Here is a 17,814-nt window from a genome sequence, read left to right on the forward strand (position 1 = left end):
TGAAGAATGGTAACGATACTGGATGTCGCACGGCTGGCAGGCGTCTCCAAAGCGACGGTATCGCGCGCGCTGAACGGCAAAGTCTTTGTCCGCGAAGAGGTTAAAGCCCGCATTATGCAGGCGATTGACGAAACGGGTTACAAGCCAAACCAACTGGCGCGCAACCTTGCCAATAATAAAACCAACTCCGTCGGTCTGGTGATCACTAACGGGCTCTACAACGGCCCGTTCTTCTCCAGCATGATTTACCACGCGGCGACCGACAGCGAAATGCACGGTCGTCAGTTGGTACTGGCGGATGGAAAACACAGCGCGCAAGAGGAGCGGGACGCTATCGACCTGCTGCTGTCGCTGCGCTGTGAAGCGATCCTCATCTACCCGAAATACCTGACGGTCGACGAGCTGGACGAGATTATTGATACCAGCGAGACGCCGATTGTGGTGATTAACCGTGAGCTGACCCGCAACCGCAGCCAGTGCGTGTTTGTTGACCACCAGCAGAGCAGTGAAAGGATGGTGGCGTATCTGCTGGCGCAGGGGCATACGCGTATTGCCTTTGTCGCCGGTTCCGAGGGTTCGCCCACCGGCGACAGCCGTCTGGCGGGGTATCACCAGGCGCTGCGCAACGCCGGAATCGAGCCGGACCCACAGCTGCTGGTGCGCGGCAGCTGGAGCACCGATAGCGGTTATGAGGCCGGGCGCGAGCTGCTGGCGCGCAATGTGCCGTTCAGCTGTGTGCTGGCGGGGAATGACGATATGGCGATTGGCGTGGCGAAAGCGTGTCAGGAGGCCGGGCTGCGCCTGCCGGAGGATGTTTCCCTTGCCGGGTTCGATGATTCGGTGATTGGCAAATATTACAACCCGGCGCTCACCACCCTGCATGTGCCGATGGATGAGATGATCCGCCACGCGGTAGCGATCCTCTTGTTGCCGGATGAAACGCCCCCGCGCGCCCATCAGGGCGAGTTGGTGTGCCGCGAGTCGGTGGTTAAGGTTAGGTAATGCCTGGTTTTTGTAGGCAGGATAAGGCAAAGCCGCCATCCGGCAATGCAGCAGATTAATGCCTGATGGCGCTACGCTTATCAGGCCTACGCAAACCGAAGCGGTTGAGAGTTTTGTAGGCCGGATAAGGCACCAGCCGCCATCCGGCGATGCAGCTGACAAATGCCTGATGGCGCTGCGCTTATCAGGCCTACGCAGACCGAATCGTTTGAAAGCTTTGTAGGCCGGATAAGGCGGGAGCCGCCATCCGGCGATGCCGCCGACAAATGCCTGATGGCGCTGTGCTTATCAGGCCTACGCAAACCGAAGCGGTTGTCAGCCGGATATCGTTTGTCGGCCCGATATCTTTTGTAGGCCGGATAAGGCGGGAGCCGCCATCCGGCGATGCCACCGACAAATGCCTGATGGCGCTACGCTTATCAGGCCTACGCAAACCGAATCGGTTGATAGCTTTGTAGGCCGGATAAGGCGCCAGCCACCATCCGGCAATGCAGCAGATTAATGCCTGATGGCGCTGCGCTTATCAGGCCTACAAATACTTATCACGCCGACAAATACCGAATCGTTTGCTACGCGCCGATGCTGTTTAACGTATCCAGCGCCTCGCGCGGCAATACCAGCTTCGCGCTGGCGAGGTTCTCCTGCAGATGCTGCGGAGAGGAGGTGCCCGGGATCAGCAAAATATTGGGTGAACGCTGTAACAACCACGCCAGCGCCACCTGCATGGGCGTGGCATCAAGCTCCGCCGCCACCGCATTCAGCTCGCTCGATTGCAGCGGTGAAAAACCGCCAAGCGGGAAGAACGGCACAAAGGCGATGCCCTGCTCATTCAGACTATCAATCAGCGCGTCATCCTGGCGGTTCGCCACGTTATAGAGATTCTGCACGCAGACGATGGGCGTCATTTTCTGCGCGTCCGCCACCTGCTTCGCCGTCACGTTGCTCAGGCCAATATGGCGAATCAGGCCGCGATCTTTAAGCTTAATTAAGGTCTCCAGCGGTGCCTCCAGCGACCCCTCCGCCGGGCCGTGGGCACTAAACATCGCGCGCAGGTTCACCACATCCAGCACATCAAGCCCGAGATTGCGCAGGTTATCTTCCACCGCGCGGGTCAGCTCTTCGTCGCTAAAAGCGGGCAGCCAGTTGGCTTTCTCGTCGCGGCGCGCGCCGACTTTGGTGACAATCGTCAGGTTATCCGGATAGGGATGCAGCGCCTGTTTGATCAATTTATTGGTGACGTGTGGGCCGTAAAAATCACTGGTATCAATATGATTCACCCCGGCGGCCACCGCATCGCGCAGCACCTGCAGCGCGCGCGCTTCGTCGGCCGGCGGGCCAAACACGCCAGGGCCTGCGAGCTGCATTGCACCATAACCCAGACGACCCACTTCGTTGTCGCCCAGACGATAAGTCAGCGAAAGTTCAGACATAGCATTGCTCCTGTGTGTTAAGTCAGTCGATTGTAGGCGGCGCGTCTGAAGGCGGCAATGCACCTTTTGTGCGAAGGGTAAAGGCGCCCCTCAAGCCATGGATATATAACGCAATCGTTACAAGAAATGTCTACACTTGAGAAAACGGGCCTTCTCGAGGATGTCATATGATTTTTCCAGCTATGCCAGTCAACGAAAAAGAGCGTCTGCACTCTTTATACATGATGGATCTGCTTGATAAAAAAGATGACGAACGCTTCGACCGCTTAACCCGCATGGCGAAAACCACCTTCGATGTGCCGATTGCGGTGATTAGCCTGCTCGATCGCGATCGCCAGTGGCTGCTCTCTCGCGGCGGCATCGATACCCATGAAACCCCGCGCAACCTCTCTTTCTGCGCCCACGCCATTCTCGAAGAGGGCGTCTTTATTGTGAAAGATACCCAGATGGATACGCGCTTTGCCGATAACCCCTTTGTCACCGGCGAACCGTGGGTGCGTTTCTACGCCGGTTGCCCGGTGCATCTGCCGGATGGCGCCATTGCCGGTACCATCTGCATTATCGACACCTACCCGCGCCCCTTCTCCAGCGCGGAGATCAACACCCTGCTCGATTTTGCCGCCATCGTCGAAGATGAGTTTTTAATCCTCAGTATGGCGATGACCGATGCCCTGACCGGCATGCCGAACAGCCGCGGCTTTTATCGTTCTGGCGAGAAGCGCTTCACCTTGTCGAAAGAGCACAACACCCCGTTCAGCCTGCTCTATTTCAGCATCGACAACCTGAAGTCGATCAATGAAGTACTGGGCAGTAAAGAGGGGGATGCGGTGGTGAAAACCTTCGCCAGCACGCTGATGAAATGCCTGCAGGAGCAGGATATCGCCGCGCGCATGGGCGGCGGTGAGTTTGCCGTGCTGCTCAGCAACAGCGCCGAGCATGATGTCGATGCCTTCCTGTTTGACCTGCAAACGCGAATGGACGCGCTGGAGGTGAGCGGCGGCAAAAACTACCACATCAACTACTCTCACGGCGTGATTGAGCAGGATGAGAAGTACACCACCCTGCGCGACATGCTGGAGGAGAGCGGCAAAGTGATGTACGCGGAAAAACGCCGCCGTTAAAGGGTGGCGAAACCGCCCTGCCCTTGCCAGCCCTCAAGCCGTTGATAGATTGTCTCTACCGCCGCCTTCACCGGCGGCGTCATCGGGTAGTAAAAGCCGACGATATCGGGCTGAATGCCGAGGAAAATCACCTCGCCGACATCCTCTTTCAACTGATCGATCAGGTAGTTGAGCGGCATATTGTGGGTGGTCATCATAAACATCTCGGCGATGTCGTCCGGGTTAACCACGCGGATCTCGCCGGGGTTAAGCCCCATATCGGTAGCGTCGACCAGCAGCAGCCGTGCCGGGCGCAAATCACGGATCGCGGCAACGTCATTCTCCGGCGCGCTGCCGCCATCAATCACCCGCCACTCTCCCGCAGGTTTAGCGGCGCACATCTCCGCCAGCAGCGGGCCTGCGCCATCGTCGCCCATCATGCTGTTGCCGACACAGAGTAAAACGTCAGTCACGTAACCTCCTGACCATCAGATAGATGGCGCTCTCCTGGTAAATGTCATGCAGCATCGACAGCAACTCGCGGCTCCACGCCTGCTGCGTTTCACTTTGCTGCGCCAGCGCGCGGTCAAAAGCGTTCGCCAGCAGCATCACATGCGTACTGTCGATAACAATTTCACCGTAGCGCGGCACCCCTTCCATTTTCCGCCGCGCTTCGCTGCCCGCTTCAAGGGTGGCAATCCACGCCAGATAGTCGTCCCACGAGCAGGTGAGCGCCGCCTCCAGACAGTCGATCACCCCAAGATGGTGGCCAATAGCCAGACTGTAGTAGACCACCTGTTGCGCCTGCGGCGGCGTCGCCTCGTTTTCGTCGATAAATTTGCGCCGCAGCTGGCTAAAGACCACCGTTTCGCCCATCAGATTTTCGCCTCCTGCACCACCTGGTTAAGGTGGCTGACAATCTCCGTCAGGCGCGGATCGTTCTCCTGCGCCAGCCAGTTCATCACTTCATGTTCACCGAGGGTGCGCAGGCGCAGGTAGTCATCGGCAATCTGGCGGCCATAGCGATAACCCGCCAGTCGGCGCGCGGTGCGATCCACTTTGACCCGCAGTGGCTGCACCATCTGCGGATGGAGGATCTCCGCCGGTTGATCGTCCAGTTCGCCGGGCAGACGAGCGTGAATTTTCTGCTCCAGCAGCCCGAGCGCCATCGCAAAGCCATACAGCGTGGCGGCGGGCGTCGGCGGGCAGCCGGGAATATAGACATCGACCGGCACGATCTTGTCGGTTCCACCCCAGACGCAGTAGAGATCGTGGAAGATCCCGCCGCTATTGCCGCAGGCACCGTAGGAGATACAAATTTTCGGATCCGGCGCCGATTGCCAGGCGCGTAACGCCGGGGAGCGCATTGCGCGGGTGACCGCGCCGGTAAAGAGCAAAATATCGGCATGACGCGGCGAGGGCACCACTTTAATACCGAAACGTTCGGCGTCGAACAGCGGTGAAAGGGTAGCGAAAATCTCAATTTCGCAGCCATTGCAGCCACCGCAATCCACGCGGTAAACGTAGGCTGAGCGTTTGATCTTCTTCAGCAGCGAGGCTTTCATGCTGGCGATGGACTCCTCCACCGTCATGGGCAGCGGAATGCCCTCTGCGTCGCGCGGTCCAATAAGCTGGCTCATCAGCTGGCCTCTCTCATATGGCGGGTCAATTCAATACGGTCGGTTGGCACCAGGCACTGCTGGCGTTTACAGGCCGGGCAGGTTTCAAAGCTGGCGCGGTGCGCTTCGGCGCGGGTGTCGCCGTTATGCGCCAGCAGCGCGATGGCGTAATCGATCTCTTTCTGCACGGCAAAGGGGCGCGCGCATTCGCGGCACTGGCACAGCTCAAAGCGCGACTGTTGCAGAAAGTCGGCCTTGTTCCACACCGCCAGCTCATACTCCTGCGACAGGGTAATCGCCGCCGTCGGGCAGACCTCTTCGCAGCGGGCACAGAAGATGCAGCGCCCAAGATTAAACTGCCAGGCCTGCTCGCCGGTGGCGAGATCGGTCTCTACCGTCAGCGCATTAGAGGGGCAGGCATTGACGCACGCCGCGCAGCCGATGCACTGCTGCGGGTTGTGCTGCGGCTTACCGCGAAAATTTTTATCAACTGGCATCGGCGACAGCGGATAGTCGCTTGTCGGCGCTCCGGTTTTGATCACTTTTTTGATAAAGGTAAACATGGCTTGCAACGCTCCTTCTATTTCAGCGGCGAGTGCTTACGCTCAATGCTGTAGCGCTCCAGCTCTTTGTAGGGCACCACCTTGCTCTTTTTCTTGCGCACATCCACCACCGTCATGCGGTCGGTGCAGGAGTAACAAGGATCGAGGCTGCCGATAATCAGCGGCGCGTCAGAGACGGTATTGCCGCGCAGCATGTAGCGCAGGGTTGGCCAGTTGGCGTAGGTCGCCGCACGGCAGCGCCAGCGGTAGAGTTTCTGGTTGTCGCCGGTCATGCTCCAGTGGATATCATCCCCGCGCGGCGCTTCGGAAAAGCCGAGAGCAAAGCGGTGCGGAATATAGGTAAAGCCCTCGACCATCAGCGGGCCGCCGGGCAGGTTATCGAGCCCGAAATCAATCATGTTCAGGGCGGTAAAGACTTCGTTGATGCGCACTTTCAGGCGCGAAATCACATCACAGCCCTGCTCGGTGTGGACGGTCATTGGCAGCAGGCCGTAGCCGACAAACGGGTGATCGGCGCGGGTGTCGCGAGCGTGGCCGCTGGCGCGCACCATCGGGCCGACATTGCTGAAGTCGCGGGCGATTTGCGGATCAAGGCGGCCAATGCCGACCGTGCGCTGCTCTATGTTCGGCGTGCTCAACAGCATATCGACCAGCTCCTGCACATCGCGGCGCATCTGCTGCGCCAGCTGGCGGGTCTGGATCATCTCATCCTTCAGCATGTCGCGACGGATACCGCCAATCAGGTTCAGGCCGTAGGTTTTACGCGCCCCGGTGAGAATTTCCGCCATCTTCATCGAGGTTTCACGCACGCGGAAGAACTGCATAAAGCCGGAGTCAAAGCCGACAAAGTGGCAGGCCAGGCCGAGGTTGAGCAGGTTGGAGTGCAGGCGCTCGACCTCAAGCAAAATGGCGCGGATCATCTGCGCACGCTCCGGCACGACAATGCCCATCGCGTTCTCCACCGAGGTGGTGTAAGCGGTGCTGTGGGCAAAGCCGCAGATGCCGCAGACGCGATCCGACAGAAAGGTCACCTCGTTGTAACCCATGCGGGTTTCTGCCAGCTTTTCCATGCCGCGGTGGACATAGAACATGCGGTAATCGGCGTCGATAATGTTCTCGCCATCGACGAATAGACGGAAATGGCCCGGTTCGTCAGAGGTGACGTGCAGCGGGCCAATTGGCACCACATTGTTCTTCTTATCACCCAGTTCGTTGATGAACTCGTAGGTTTCCGCATCGGTGGTCGGCGCGGGGCGCTGGCGGTAATCCATGCTGTCTTTGCGCAGCGGATAGAGTTCATCCGGCCAGTCGTCGGGCAACACCAGACGGCGCTCATCGGGCAGGCCTACCGGGATCAGGCCATACATATCGCGCACTTCGCGCTCGCCCCATACTGCCGCCGGCACGCGCGGCGTGACCGAGGGGTACTCCGGTTTCAGGGCATCCACTTCGACGCGCACGGTGATCCAGCACTTCACGCCCTGCTCCATCGACAGCACGTAGTAAACGGCGAAGTGACCGTTGAGCTTGCGCTCATCGTTACCAAACAGCACCGACAGCCAGCCGCCCTGCTGGTAGTAGAGGAACTCGACCACTTCCGGCAGATAGTTGATTTTGATGGTCAGGGTCAGCTGATCCTTTGTCTGCCATGCGCTCTCCAGCACCACGCCGGGGAATTTTTCATGCAGCGCGGCAAGGTAGTGTTGGCCGATCTTTTCTTCAGACATAGATGAACTCTCTTAATAGGTCGCCAGCAAGGAGACAAAGGCCAGGAAGGCGACGCCGAAACCGGCCCAGGTAACGCGCGAGGCGGCAACAAAACGCAGGCGCGCCATGCTGTTTTCAAATAACGCGATGACCAGCACGCCGAGCAGCAGTTTCAGCAGCGCGACAACCAGCGCCAGCAGCAGACCGCCAATGCTGAAGGCGGTCATCTGCCCCCAGGGGAAAAAGACGCCGACAAACAGTTGCAGCACCACCAGCTGTTTCAGGCTGATGCCCCACTTGAGGATGGCGAAACCGCTGCCGCTGTACTCGGAGAGCGGCCCCTCCTGCAACTCCTGCTCCGCTTCCGCCAAATCGAACGGCAGTTTGCCCATCTCGATAAAGGTGGCGAAGGCGCAGGCGCAGAGCGCAAGAAACAGCGGCAGGCTGGCGTGCAGCGGCCAGTGATAAACGGTGTCGGTAATGTGGGTGATATGGGTCGACCCGGCGACCAGCGCCGCCACCCACAATCCCAACAGCAGGATCGGCTCCACCAGCACGCCGAGCATCGCTTCGCGGCTGGCACCCAGCCCGGTAAAGGGGCTACCGGTATCCAGCCCGGCGATGGCAAAGAAGAAGCGGGCAATGGCGAAGAGGTAGATAAGCGTGATCAGATCGCCGAGCAGCGGCAGCGGTGAGGTCACCGTTATCACCGGCAGCGCAGTGGCAATCGTCAGCATCACGCCAACCATCACCAGCGGCGTCAGACGAAAGACCCAGCCGGAAGCCGCCGGGGCAATGCTCTGCCGCCCAAGCAGTTTGAACAGATCGCGATACTCTTGCAGCACGCCCGGCCCGCGCCGGTTATGCAGACGCGCACGCGCCACGCGGCTGATGCCGGAAAGCAGCGGCGCAAGGGCGAACAGCACCAGCGCCTGTACAACAGCAAACAGAAAACTCATCTTCAGGCTCCTCGGGAAATCACCACAACCACCAGCACCGCCAGCTCAATCAGCGCCAGGCGACGAAACAGCAGCGGCGCGGCGTCGCCCCGCCAGACGGGCAACGACAGCGTTGGCTCCAGCCATTTGCGCAGCGCGAGTACCGGCGCGAAGGCCGCTTTAACCGGCATCGCAAAACCGTGGGCGGTGATGACCATCGACGCTTCATGGTCGTAACCACACACCCACGCCGCCCCCCTGCTGCGCGACGGCAGACGGTCGCCCTTCAGCAGCAGGAGCAGCACCAGCGGCAGTAGCGTCGCGGCAATCAGCAGCAGGGCAATCATCGGTTGCGACACCACGGTGTTCGCCGTTTCAAGCGGCAGCGGCACGGCATTGAACAGGCGCGGCAGCAGCCACGGCGCGGCAACCCCGCCAATCACACAGCAGATCGCCAGCGCCGCCACGCTTACACTCATTAGCCACGGCAGCGGGCGCGGGTTTTCCGCCTGCGCGCTGCGCGGTGCGCCAAGAAAGGTGACGCCATAGACTTTCGCCATGCACATCACCGCCAGCGCGCCCGTGATCGCCAGCCCAACCGCCAGCAGCGGCCCCATCACTTGCAGAAGAAAATTGCCGCTGGCGCTTAAGCGGAAGAAGGACTGGTAGATCACCCACTCGCCGGCGAAACCGTTGAGCGGCGGCAGCGCGGCCATCGCCATCAGGCCGACCAGCATCGCCAGCGAGATAAGCGGCATGCGTTTACCGAGGCCGCCCAGTTTTTCGATATCGCGATAACCGATAGCAAACCAGAGCGCGCCCGCGCCGAGAAACAGCGTGCTTTTAAACAGGCTGTGGTTGAAAAGATGATAGAGACCGCCGACCAGCCCGAGCGCCACCAGCGCAGGCTGGCGCAGCGCAAGCCCGCTGATGCCTGCGCCAAGGCCGAGCAGGATAATGCCGATATTCTCCAGCGTGTGGTAAGCCAGCAGCCGCTGGATATTGTGTTCCATCAGCGCATACAGCCCGCCGACAAACGCGGTCAGCAGACCAAACGCCAGCAGCAGCACGCCCCACCACAGCGGCGGTTGCCCGCCAAGTAAAGAGAGCGTCAGGATGCCGAACAGCCCGACCTTCATCACCACGGCGGAGAAGAGCGCCGCCGCCGGAGCCGGGGCATTGGCATGGGCCTGCGGCACCCAGGCGTGCAGCGGGATAATCCCCGCCAGCAGGCCAAAACCGATCACGCCGAGCAGCCAGAGGCCGCCGCTCAGGGGGTGCAGGCTCAACACGCTGAAATCGAGGGTCTGGTAGCGCTGCCACAGCAGCCAGCAGAGCAGCGCCAGCAGCAGCGTGCCGAGACGCCCGAGGGCGAACCAGAGTTTGCCGGAGGCGCTGCACCCGGTGAGGAACACCGCGCAGAGCGCCATGATCTCCGCCATCACCACCAGCGCGCCGAGGTTAGCTGCGCTCACCGCGCAGATCGCCGCCGCCAGCAGGAGGTTAATCAGCAGGCCATTGGCTTTTACCGCCTGATGGCGGTGCCACGCCAGGTTATAGAGGCTGATAAAGAAGCCGCAGACGCCAAGCGTCAGCAGCCAGACGGCGCCGAGCGGCGTGAGTAACAGATGAAGGTTGATGAGCGGCACAATACCGCTCACGGTTTGCCCGTCGAGCAGCGCACCAAGACCAGCCGCCGTCGCCAGCAGGCAGCCCACCGCACCACCCAGCCCCGCGAAGAAGCCGCTCAGGGGTTTGAACGCGCTCAGCAGACCCGCCAGCAGCGCAGCAGCGCTCAGTGTGACGACCGCGGTGCTCAGCAAAGAGAAAAGCGTCATTTTGCACTCCCGTTATTCTGCGCAAACCGCGCCAGATCGCCGTAATCGGTATTAAGGGTCTGCTCGCGTTTGCGGCGACTGGCGCGATTGATATCGTGCGGGCTGACCAGGTGCAGCGCCTTGGTCGGGCACATGCGTACGCAGGCCGGGCCCTCGGCGTCGAAGTAGCAGAGGTCGCACTTCACGGCGATAGCGCGCACGCCCGGCACCCAGTCGAGCAGCGAACTCACTTTCGCAGGCATCGGCGGCGCGGCGGGCGCTTTCGGCGTGTTGACGTTGGCCGGAATATCCAGCGGACGGCTGCCGGAAAACTCAATCGCGCCAAACGGACAGGCAATCGCGCAGAGCTTGCAGCTAACGCAGAGGCTCTCATTGAGCTGCACCGCGCCATCCTCACGGTTGATGGCGTTCACCGGGCAGACCCCGGCGCAGGGCGCATCTTCACAGTGGTGGCACTGCTGCGGCGCGGATTCATGTTGGCTGCGCATGACGCGCAGGCGCGGCATCGCCTGCAATCCATACGCGCGGTGCGTCTCGGCGCAGGCCGCCTCGCAGGTGTGGCAGCCAATACAGAGCGCCGGGTCGGCAATTACAAAACGGTTCACCAGTCGATCCTCAGGTGAGTCGCCCGCTTACGGGCAGTCATTTTTGACGAAACATGTCGATGGGTGTCATGTCGACACCTGTCGACACTCCAGCTCAGGCCAGCACCGGCGAGTGCCCATCGCGGGCAAGGGTGGTGAGGTTGACCGGCGTATCGGCTTCCATTGCGGCATAGAGGTTGTCGTAGACGGCGGCGAGTTTGCCGAGGTAGTGCTCAAGCACCTTTTCGCGATCGCGGACCTCAAACAGGCCATCAATTTTCCCGTCGCTGGTGAGCCGCGCTTCGGCGATTAAACGCTTCTCTTCACTGCCTTTATTGGCAATCGCGTACTCAATGGTATGGCCGTTAAAGCCGCCGCTCAGGGTGATATAAACCGTGAAGTGATCGAACAGCACGAAGCAGAGCTGCTGCTCCGGCGCACAGCCAATGGTGTGGTGCAAACGCGCTTTGGCGAGCGTAATGCCCTGAACCAGCGTATTGCAGTAACTGCGCCACGCCTCTTGCAGACGGTGGTGCCGTCCGGCGATGTAATCCGCCTTTTCGCTAATTTCCCAAATCGTCATCTCAGCTTACCCGCTTAATTGAAACAACTGCTGATAAGCATCATCCATGCCAGTTTTTAACCTACTGATTTTAATTGCTTTTATAAAAATAAAGGCGAATTTCGACGTGTCATCTCGTCATTGTCGTCATCGTCACCCTGACTAAATCGGGAGTGGCACTGTTATTGCATTAGCAGGGGAAATGATAAGGAGGCGTTATGCATGAAATCACGTTGTGCCAGCGCGCGCTGGAGGTGATTGAACAACAGGCGGCGGCAAATGGCGCACGCAAAGTCACCGGCGTCTGGCTAAAGGTGGGCGCATTTTCTTGCGTCGAAACGGACGCTTTAACGTTTTGTTTTGATCTGGTCTGCCGCGGCAGCCTGGCGGAAGGTTGTAGACTGCATATCGAACAACAACAGGCCGAGTGCTGGTGTGAGTCTTGCCAGCAGTATGTGACGTTACTCAGTCAGCGTGTACGCCGCTGTCCACAATGCCACAGCGACCAGTTGCAGATCGTCGCCGACGACGGTATGCAAATTCAGCGACTGGAAATTGAGGAGTAAGCAATGTGTACGACATGTGGTTGTCAGGATGGAAACCGCTATATAGAAGGCGATGAACATAACCCCCACTCCGCCTTTCGCAGCGCCCCCTTCGCCCCGGCGACGCGCCCGGCGCTGACCATTACCGGGGTCAAAACCGATGCGTTCAGCCCGACTCAGCTCGACGAGGGCGACCTGCATTATGGCCACGGCGCAGCGGGAACCCACGCGCCGGGCATCAGCCAGCGGCGGATGCTGGAAGTTGAGATCGACGTGCTGGATAAAAACAACCGCATCGCCGCCCGCAACCGCGCGCGCTTCGCGGCCCGCCAGCAACTGGTGCTGAATCTCGTCTCCAGCCCCGGCTCCGGCAAAACCACCCTGCTCACGGAAACCCTGCTGCGCCTGAAAAACCGCCTCCCCTGCGCGGTGATTGAGGGCGATCAGCAAACCGTTAACGACGCCGCGCGCATCCGCGCCACCGGCACCCCGGCGATTCAGGTCAATACCGGTAAAGGCTGCCACCTCGACGCGCAGATGATTGCCGATGCCGCGCCGCGTCTGCCGCTGGCCGAGCAGGGCATCCTGTTTATTGAGAACGTCGGGAATCTGGTCTGCCCGGCGAGTTTTGACCTCGGCGAACGGCATAAAGTGGCGGTGCTCTCCGTAACCGAAGGGGAAGATAAGCCGCTCAAATATCCGCATATGTTTGCCGCCGCCTCGCTGATGCTGCTCAACAAAGTCGATCTGCTCCCCTACCTCAACTTCGATGTTGAGCAGTGCATCGCCTACGCGCGGGAGGTAAACCCGGAGATTGAGATCCTGCTGGTTTCCGCCACCAAAGGCGACGGCATGGACGCGTGGCTTGAGTGGCTGGAGGCGCAACGATGTGCATAGGCGTACCGGGGCAAATCTGCGCCATTGACGGCCTGCAGGCGAAAGTCGATGTCAGCGGCATCCAGCGCAATGTCGATTTAACGCTGGTTGGCAGTGAAGATGAGCAGGGTCGCTCGCGTATCGGCCAGTGGGTGCTGGTGCACGTCGGCTTTGCCATGAGCATCATCAACGAAGCGGAAGCGCGCGAAACGCTGGCGGCGCTGCAAAACATGTTCGATGTTGAGCCGGATGTCGGCGCGCTGCTCTACGGCGAGGAGGGATAATGCGCTTTGTCGATGAATACCGCGCGCCGGAGCAGGTGATGCAGCTTATCGCCCGCCTGCGTGAACGCGCTAACGCACTTGCTTACACCGCCGCGCGACCGCTGCGCATTATGGAGGTGTGCGGCGGCCACACGCATGCCATTTTCAAATTTGGCCTCGACCAGCTGCTGCCGGAGAATATTGAGTTTATCCACGGCCCCGGCTGCCCGGTCTGCGTCTTGCCGATGGGGCGCATCGATACCTGCGTGGAGATCGCCAGCCACCCGGAGGTGATCTTCTGCACCTTCGGCGACGCCATTCGCGTACCGGGCAAAAACGGCTCACTGTTACAGGCGAAGGCGCGCGGCGCTGATGTGCGCATCGTCTACTCGCCGCTTGATGCGCTGGCGTTGGCGGAGAAAAACCCGCAGCGTAAGGTGGTCTTTTTTGGCCTCGGCTTCGAAACCACCATGCCCGCGACCGCGATTACGCTACAACAGGCGAAGGCGCGGGATATCAACAACTTCTGGTTTTTCTGCCAGCACATCACGCTGATCCCGACCCTGCGCAGCCTGCTTGAGCAGCCCGATAACGGCATTGACGCCTTTCTCGCGCCCGGCCACGTCAGCATGGTGATTGGCACCGATGCCTATACCTTTATTGCCGATGAGTTTCAGCGCCCGCTGGTGGTCGCCGGTTTTGAGCCGCTCGACCTGTTACAGGGCGTGTTGATGCTGGTCGAGCAGAAGATTGCTGCCCAAAGCCGGGTGGAGAATCAGTATCGCCGCGTGGTGCCGGATGAGGGCAATCGGCGGGCGCAAGAGGCGATTGCCGAGGTGTTCACCGTGCGCGGCGACAGCGAGTGGCGCGGGCTGGGGATGATTGGCGAGTCGGGCGTGCATCTGACTGCTCCCTATCAGCGTTTTGACGCCGAAGCCCATTTCCAGCCAGCCATGCAGCAGGTCTATGACGACCCGCGTGCCCGCTGCGGCGACGTGCTGACCGGGCGCTGCAAACCGCACCACTGCCCGCTGTTTGGCAACACCTGTAATCCACAAAGCGCCTTTGGCGCGCTGATGGTCTCCTCTGAAGGAGCCTGCGCTGCCTGGTATCACTATCGTGCTCAGGAGTGTGAAGTATGAATGAGGTTCAGATGGCGCACGGCAGCGGCGGCCAGGCGATGCAGCAGCTGATAGGCGAACTCTTTATGCAGGCTTTTGCCAACCCCTGGCTGGCGGAGCAGGAGGATCAGGCGCGCCTCGATCTCACGGCGCTGGCGGCGGGCGGCGACAGGCTTGCCTTCTCTACCGACAGCTATGTGATTGACCCGCTGATTTTCCCCGGCGGTGATATCGGCAAACTCGCCGTCTGCGGCACCGCCAATGATGTGGCGGTCAGCGGCGCGATCCCGCGCTACCTCTCCTGCGGCTTTATCCTCGAAGAGGGGCTGTCGATGGCAACCCTAAAACAGGTAGTGGAGAGCATGGCGGCAACGGCCCGCAGCGCCGGGATCGCCATTGTCACCGGCGACACCAAAGTAGTGCAGCGCGGCGCGGCGGATAAACTGTTTATTAATACCGCCGGTATTGGCGCAATCCCCGCCACCCTTCACTGGGCGGCGGCCTCGTTACAGCCGGGCGATGTGCTGCTGGCAAGCGGCACGCTGGGCGACCACGGCGCGACGATCCTCAACCTGCGTGAAGGGCTGGGGCTGGACGGAGAGTTAACCAGCGACTGCGCGGTGCTGACGCCATTAATTGAGACGCTGCGCGATCTGCCCGGCATCAAAGCCCTGCGTGACGCAACGCGCGGCGGCGTCAACGCAGTGGTGCATGAGTTTGCCGCCGCCTGCGGGTATGGCATTGAATTACAAGAGAACAAATTGCCAATTAACCCGGCGGTGCGCGGCGTGTGTGAACTGCTGGGGCTGGATGCGCTTAACTTCGCCAATGAAGGCAAACTGGTGATAGCCGTCACGCGCGACAGCGCCGAACTGGCGCTCAGCCGCTTACGCGCCCACCCTTTAGGTAAAGATGCCGCGATGATTGGCGAAGTCGTCGAACAACAGGGCGTGCGGTTAGCCGGGCTTTACGGCGTGAAACGCCTGTTAGATCTCCCCCATGCGGAGCCGTTACCGCGGATCTGCTAGTTGTTATTTTTCACACCTGTTGGTGTGTTTCTGGATGAGCAAAATGTCGTATACACCGATGAGCGATCTCGGACAGCAAGGGCTTTTCGATATCACGCGGATTTTATTACAGCAGCCGAACGTGGCGGCGCTCAGCGAAACGCTGGCGCAGCTGGCGCGTCAGGCGGGGCTGGCGCAGGGCGCGGCGATTGTGCTGTGGCATGCAGATAGCCACCGCGCGAGCCGCTACAGTGTGCAGACAACGGAAAAGGGTGCGGAGTATGGCGATCAGGCGCTGCTGGCGAGCGGCCCGGTGCGGCATATTCTCTCGCACCCGCAGGCGCTGCACTGCACGGCGGAGCTGTTTAATGAGACCTGGCCCGTCCTTGCCGCAAGCGGGCTTTACCCACCCTTCGCCCACTACGCGCTGCTGCCGCTGGCGGCGGAGGGGCAGATTTTCGGCGGCTGCGAATTCTTCCGCTATGACGACCAGCCCTGGAGCGAGCGCGAGCTGGAGCGCCTTAATACGCTGACGCAGCTAGTCGCGGTAGTGGCCGAACAGTTGCAGACCCGCGACCGGCGCACGCCGGACTATGCCCTGCTCAGCCAGGAGCGCAACGATTACCGCATTCTGGTCGCTATCACCAACGCCGTGCTCTCACGGCTGCATATGGATGAACTGGTGAGCGAAGTCGCCAAAGAGATCCACTACTACTTCGGCATTGACGCCATCAGCCTGGTGCTGCGCGGCAGCCGCAAAGGCAAGCTGACCATCTACTCCACGCACTACCTTGATGAGGCCAATCCGACGCACGAAACCCAGGAGGCGGACGAGGCGGGCACGCTGACGGAGCGCGTGTTCCTGAGTAAAGAGATGCTGCTGCTCAACCTGCACGAGCGCGACAAACTTGCCCCCTATGAGCGGATGCTGTTTGAGACCTGGGGCAACCAGATCCAGACGCTCTGCCTGCTGCCGCTGATGTCGGGCAAAAACCTGCTCGGCGTGCTGAAGCTGGCGCAGTGCCAGAAAGAGGTCTTTACCCAGGCGAACCTCAAGCTGCTGCGCCAGATCGCCGAGCGTATCGCCATTGCGGTAGATAACGCGTTGGCCTATCAGGAGATCCATCGCCTGAAGGAGCGGCTGGTGGATGAGAACCTCGCGCTGACCGAGCAGCTTAATAAGGTCGACAGCGAATTCGGCGAGATCATAGGCCGCAGCGAGGCGATGTCGCGGGTGCTGAAACAGGTGGAGATGGTGGCGCGCAGTAACAGCACGGTGCTGATCCTCGGCGAAACCGGCACCGGTAAGGAGCTGATTGCCCGCGCTATCCACAACCTGAGCGAGCGCAACAGCCGCCGGATGGTGAAGATGAACTGCGCGGCGATGCCGGCCGGATTGATGGAGAGCGATCTTTTTGGTCATGAGCGCGGCGCGTTTACCGGCGCCAGCGCCCAGCGCATCGGCCGCTTTGAGCTGGCGGATAAGAGCTCGCTGTTTCTTGATGAGGTGGGCGATATGCCGCTCGAGCTGCAACCGAAGCTGCTGCGCGTGTTGCAGGAGCAGGAGTTTGAGCGGCTCGGCAGTAACAAATTGATCCGCACCGATGTGCGGTTGATCGCCGCCACCAATCGCGATCTGAAGAAGATGGTCGCCGATCGCGAGTTTCGCAGCGATCTTTACTACCGCCTGAATGTGTTCCCTATCCAGCTTCCGTCGCTGCGCGAGCGCCCGGAAGATATTCCGCTGCTGGTGAAAGCCTTCACTTTCAAAATCGCCCGCAAGATGGGGCGCAATATCGACAGTATTCCGGCGGAAACCCTGCGGGTGCTAAGCGCGATGGAGTGGCCGGGGAATGTGCGCGAGCTGGAGAATATGATTGAGCGCGCGGTGCTGCTGACGCGCGGCAATGTGTTGCAGCTTTCGATGGCGGAGATTGCCATGCCGCCCATGCCCGCGACGCCGCCCGCCGAGTCACCGCGCGACGGGGAGGATGAGTATCAGCTGATTGTGCGCGTGTTAAAAGAGACCAACGGTGTGGTCGCCGGGCCAAAAGGTGCCGCGCAGCGGTTGGGGCTGAAGCGCACGACGCTGCTCTCCCGCATGAAACGGCTGGGGATTGATAAAGAGGGGCTGTAGGCCTGATAAGTTGTAGGCCTGATAAGGCGCAGCCGCCATCAGGCAATGGGGCTTGCATGTGGCACACGTGGAAGGGTTTGCGTAGGCCGGATAAGCGTAGCGCCATCCGGCAATGGGGGTGGCATGTTGCCTCGGTGGAAGGGTTCCGTTCACCATCCCTCGCTGCACACCATGCCGGATGGCGCTTACGCTTATCCGGCCTACGCCGTTTCAGAAACAGGTTTTGTAGGCCTGATAAGGCGCAGCCGCCATCAGGCATTCCTTCAGCAACACAGATTTTCCCTTTACATCAAATCTCACAGCGAGGGGGTTGTGTCCCCGCTGAAATCGGCGAACCGAAGCGTGAATGACAAGGTCTGGACGCCATGGATGGCGGACAGAGGCGAACCGAGACAGGGACTCGTTCCAGAATGGAACGAGTAAGTCGAGTCGAGCCGGCCGCAGTCAGGCACGCGGGAGGTGAGCGCAGTGCGCAGCACCGATTTCCTCGCGGGGCCGCGGGGATTGACAAGGGGGGAGCGG

At 60.4% G+C, this 17,814-nt stretch carries 18 protein-coding genes; 8 read left to right on the forward strand and 10 right to left on the reverse strand.

The features are described from left to right. Nucleotides 1–6: 6 nt before the first annotated feature. Nucleotides 7–1,002: a LacI family DNA-binding transcriptional regulator gene (locus tag SOM48_RS20275; RefSeq protein ID WP_312202712.1), complete on the forward strand. Its 996-nt coding sequence runs from the start codon at nucleotides 7–9 to the stop codon at nucleotides 1,000–1,002. 569 nt (nucleotides 1,003–1,571) lie between these two features. Here SOM48_RS20275 and SOM48_RS20280 read toward each other — a convergent pair. Continuing rightward, on the reverse strand, nucleotides 1,572–2,432 hold the full coding sequence (locus tag SOM48_RS20280; RefSeq protein ID WP_320512892.1) for an aldo/keto reductase family oxidoreductase: 861 nt from the start codon (nucleotides 2,430–2,432) through the stop codon (nucleotides 1,572–1,574). A 167-nt stretch (nucleotides 2,433–2,599) separates the two neighbouring features. Between SOM48_RS20280 and SOM48_RS20285 the strand changes: the two genes are divergently transcribed. Next, a complete protein-coding gene (locus tag SOM48_RS20285) occupies nucleotides 2,600–3,553 on the forward strand; it encodes a sensor domain-containing diguanylate cyclase (RefSeq protein ID WP_128482247.1) in 954 nt (317 codons plus the stop codon). Here the strand turns inward: SOM48_RS20285 and hycI are convergent. The 9 genes from hycI to hycA form a co-directional block, all read right to left on the reverse strand. After that, nucleotides 3,550–4,005, reverse strand: coding sequence for a hydrogenase maturation peptidase HycI (gene hycI / locus SOM48_RS20290; protein WP_076769120.1), 456 nt, complete (start codon nucleotides 4,003–4,005; stop codon nucleotides 3,550–3,552). The genes SOM48_RS20285 and hycI overlap by 4 nt on opposite strands. Then, a complete protein-coding gene (locus SOM48_RS20295) occupies nucleotides 3,998–4,408 on the reverse strand; it encodes a formate hydrogenlyase maturation HycH family protein (protein ID WP_054804325.1) in 411 nt (136 codons plus the stop codon). The genes hycI and SOM48_RS20295 overlap by 8 nt, the downstream gene beginning before the upstream one ends. Then, nucleotides 4,408–5,172: an NADH-quinone oxidoreductase subunit B family protein gene (locus SOM48_RS20300; protein ID WP_054804324.1), complete on the reverse strand. Its 765-nt coding sequence runs from the start codon at nucleotides 5,170–5,172 to the stop codon at nucleotides 4,408–4,410. Before SOM48_RS20300 ends, SOM48_RS20295 begins: the two co-directional genes overlap by 1 nt. Beyond that, a complete protein-coding gene (locus SOM48_RS20305; protein WP_023480689.1) occupies nucleotides 5,172–5,714 on the reverse strand; it encodes a formate hydrogenlyase complex iron-sulfur subunit in 543 nt (180 codons plus the stop codon). The genes SOM48_RS20300 and SOM48_RS20305 overlap by 1 nt, the downstream gene beginning before the upstream one ends. Nucleotides 5,715–5,731: 17 nt before the next feature. Beyond that, nucleotides 5,732–7,441 (reverse strand): formate hydrogenlyase subunit HycE, encoded by a 1,710-nt coding sequence (gene hycE / locus SOM48_RS20310; RefSeq protein ID WP_320512894.1) that lies wholly within the window; start codon nucleotides 7,439–7,441, stop codon nucleotides 5,732–5,734. Between the two features lie 12 nt (nucleotides 7,442–7,453). Continuing rightward, complete coding sequence (locus tag SOM48_RS20315; RefSeq protein WP_320512895.1) at nucleotides 7,454–8,380, reverse strand: respiratory chain complex I subunit 1 family protein; 927 nt, start codon at nucleotides 8,378–8,380, stop codon at nucleotides 7,454–7,456. Nucleotides 8,381–8,382: 2 nt separating this feature from the next. Then, on the reverse strand, nucleotides 8,383–10,197 hold the full coding sequence (hycC, locus tag SOM48_RS20320; RefSeq protein ID WP_320512896.1) for a formate hydrogenlyase subunit 3: 1,815 nt from the start codon (nucleotides 10,195–10,197) through the stop codon (nucleotides 8,383–8,385). After that, a complete protein-coding gene (locus SOM48_RS20325) occupies nucleotides 10,194–10,802 on the reverse strand; it encodes a 4Fe-4S dicluster domain-containing protein (protein ID WP_320512897.1) in 609 nt (202 codons plus the stop codon). The genes hycC and SOM48_RS20325 overlap by 4 nt, the downstream gene beginning before the upstream one ends. 94 nt (nucleotides 10,803–10,896) lie before the next feature. Further along, nucleotides 10,897–11,364: a formate hydrogenlyase regulator HycA gene (gene hycA / locus SOM48_RS20330; protein ID WP_023480582.1), complete on the reverse strand. Its 468-nt coding sequence runs from the start codon at nucleotides 11,362–11,364 to the stop codon at nucleotides 10,897–10,899. A gap of 197 nt (nucleotides 11,365–11,561) precedes the next feature. Between hycA and hypA the strand changes: the two genes are divergently transcribed. The 6 genes from hypA to flhA are packed head-to-tail and all read left to right on the forward strand — an operon-like array spanning nucleotide 11,562 to nucleotide 17,292. Further along, nucleotides 11,562–11,909: a hydrogenase maturation nickel metallochaperone HypA gene (gene hypA, locus SOM48_RS20335; protein WP_023480549.1), complete on the forward strand. Its 348-nt coding sequence runs from the start codon at nucleotides 11,562–11,564 to the stop codon at nucleotides 11,907–11,909. A 3-nt stretch (nucleotides 11,910–11,912) separates the two neighbouring features. Then, entirely contained in the window at nucleotides 11,913–12,785 is an 873-nt protein-coding gene (hypB, locus tag SOM48_RS20340) for a hydrogenase nickel incorporation protein HypB (protein WP_042718780.1), read from the forward strand. After that, a complete protein-coding gene (locus SOM48_RS20345; RefSeq protein WP_042718782.1) occupies nucleotides 12,776–13,048 on the forward strand; it encodes a HypC/HybG/HupF family hydrogenase formation chaperone in 273 nt (90 codons plus the stop codon). Before hypB ends, SOM48_RS20345 begins: the two co-directional genes overlap by 10 nt. Beyond that, nucleotides 13,048–14,169 (forward strand): hydrogenase formation protein HypD, encoded by a 1,122-nt coding sequence (gene hypD / locus SOM48_RS20350; RefSeq protein ID WP_288882889.1) that lies wholly within the window; start codon nucleotides 13,048–13,050, stop codon nucleotides 14,167–14,169. The genes SOM48_RS20345 and hypD overlap by 1 nt, the downstream gene beginning before the upstream one ends. Beyond that, entirely contained in the window at nucleotides 14,166–15,176 is a 1,011-nt protein-coding gene (gene hypE, locus SOM48_RS20355) for a hydrogenase expression/formation protein HypE (RefSeq protein ID WP_320512898.1), read from the forward strand. Before hypD ends, hypE begins: the two co-directional genes overlap by 4 nt. A gap of 43 nt (nucleotides 15,177–15,219) precedes the next feature. Further along, nucleotides 15,220–17,292, forward strand: coding sequence for a formate hydrogenlyase transcriptional activator FlhA (gene flhA, locus SOM48_RS20360; protein ID WP_139566983.1), 2,073 nt, complete (start codon nucleotides 15,220–15,222; stop codon nucleotides 17,290–17,292). Nucleotides 17,293–17,814: the final 522 nt, after the last annotated feature.

It is taken from the genome of Kosakonia sp. CFBP8986 (assembly GCF_034044935.1).
Lineage (GTDB): Bacteria > Pseudomonadota > Gammaproteobacteria > Enterobacterales > Enterobacteriaceae > Kosakonia > Kosakonia cowanii.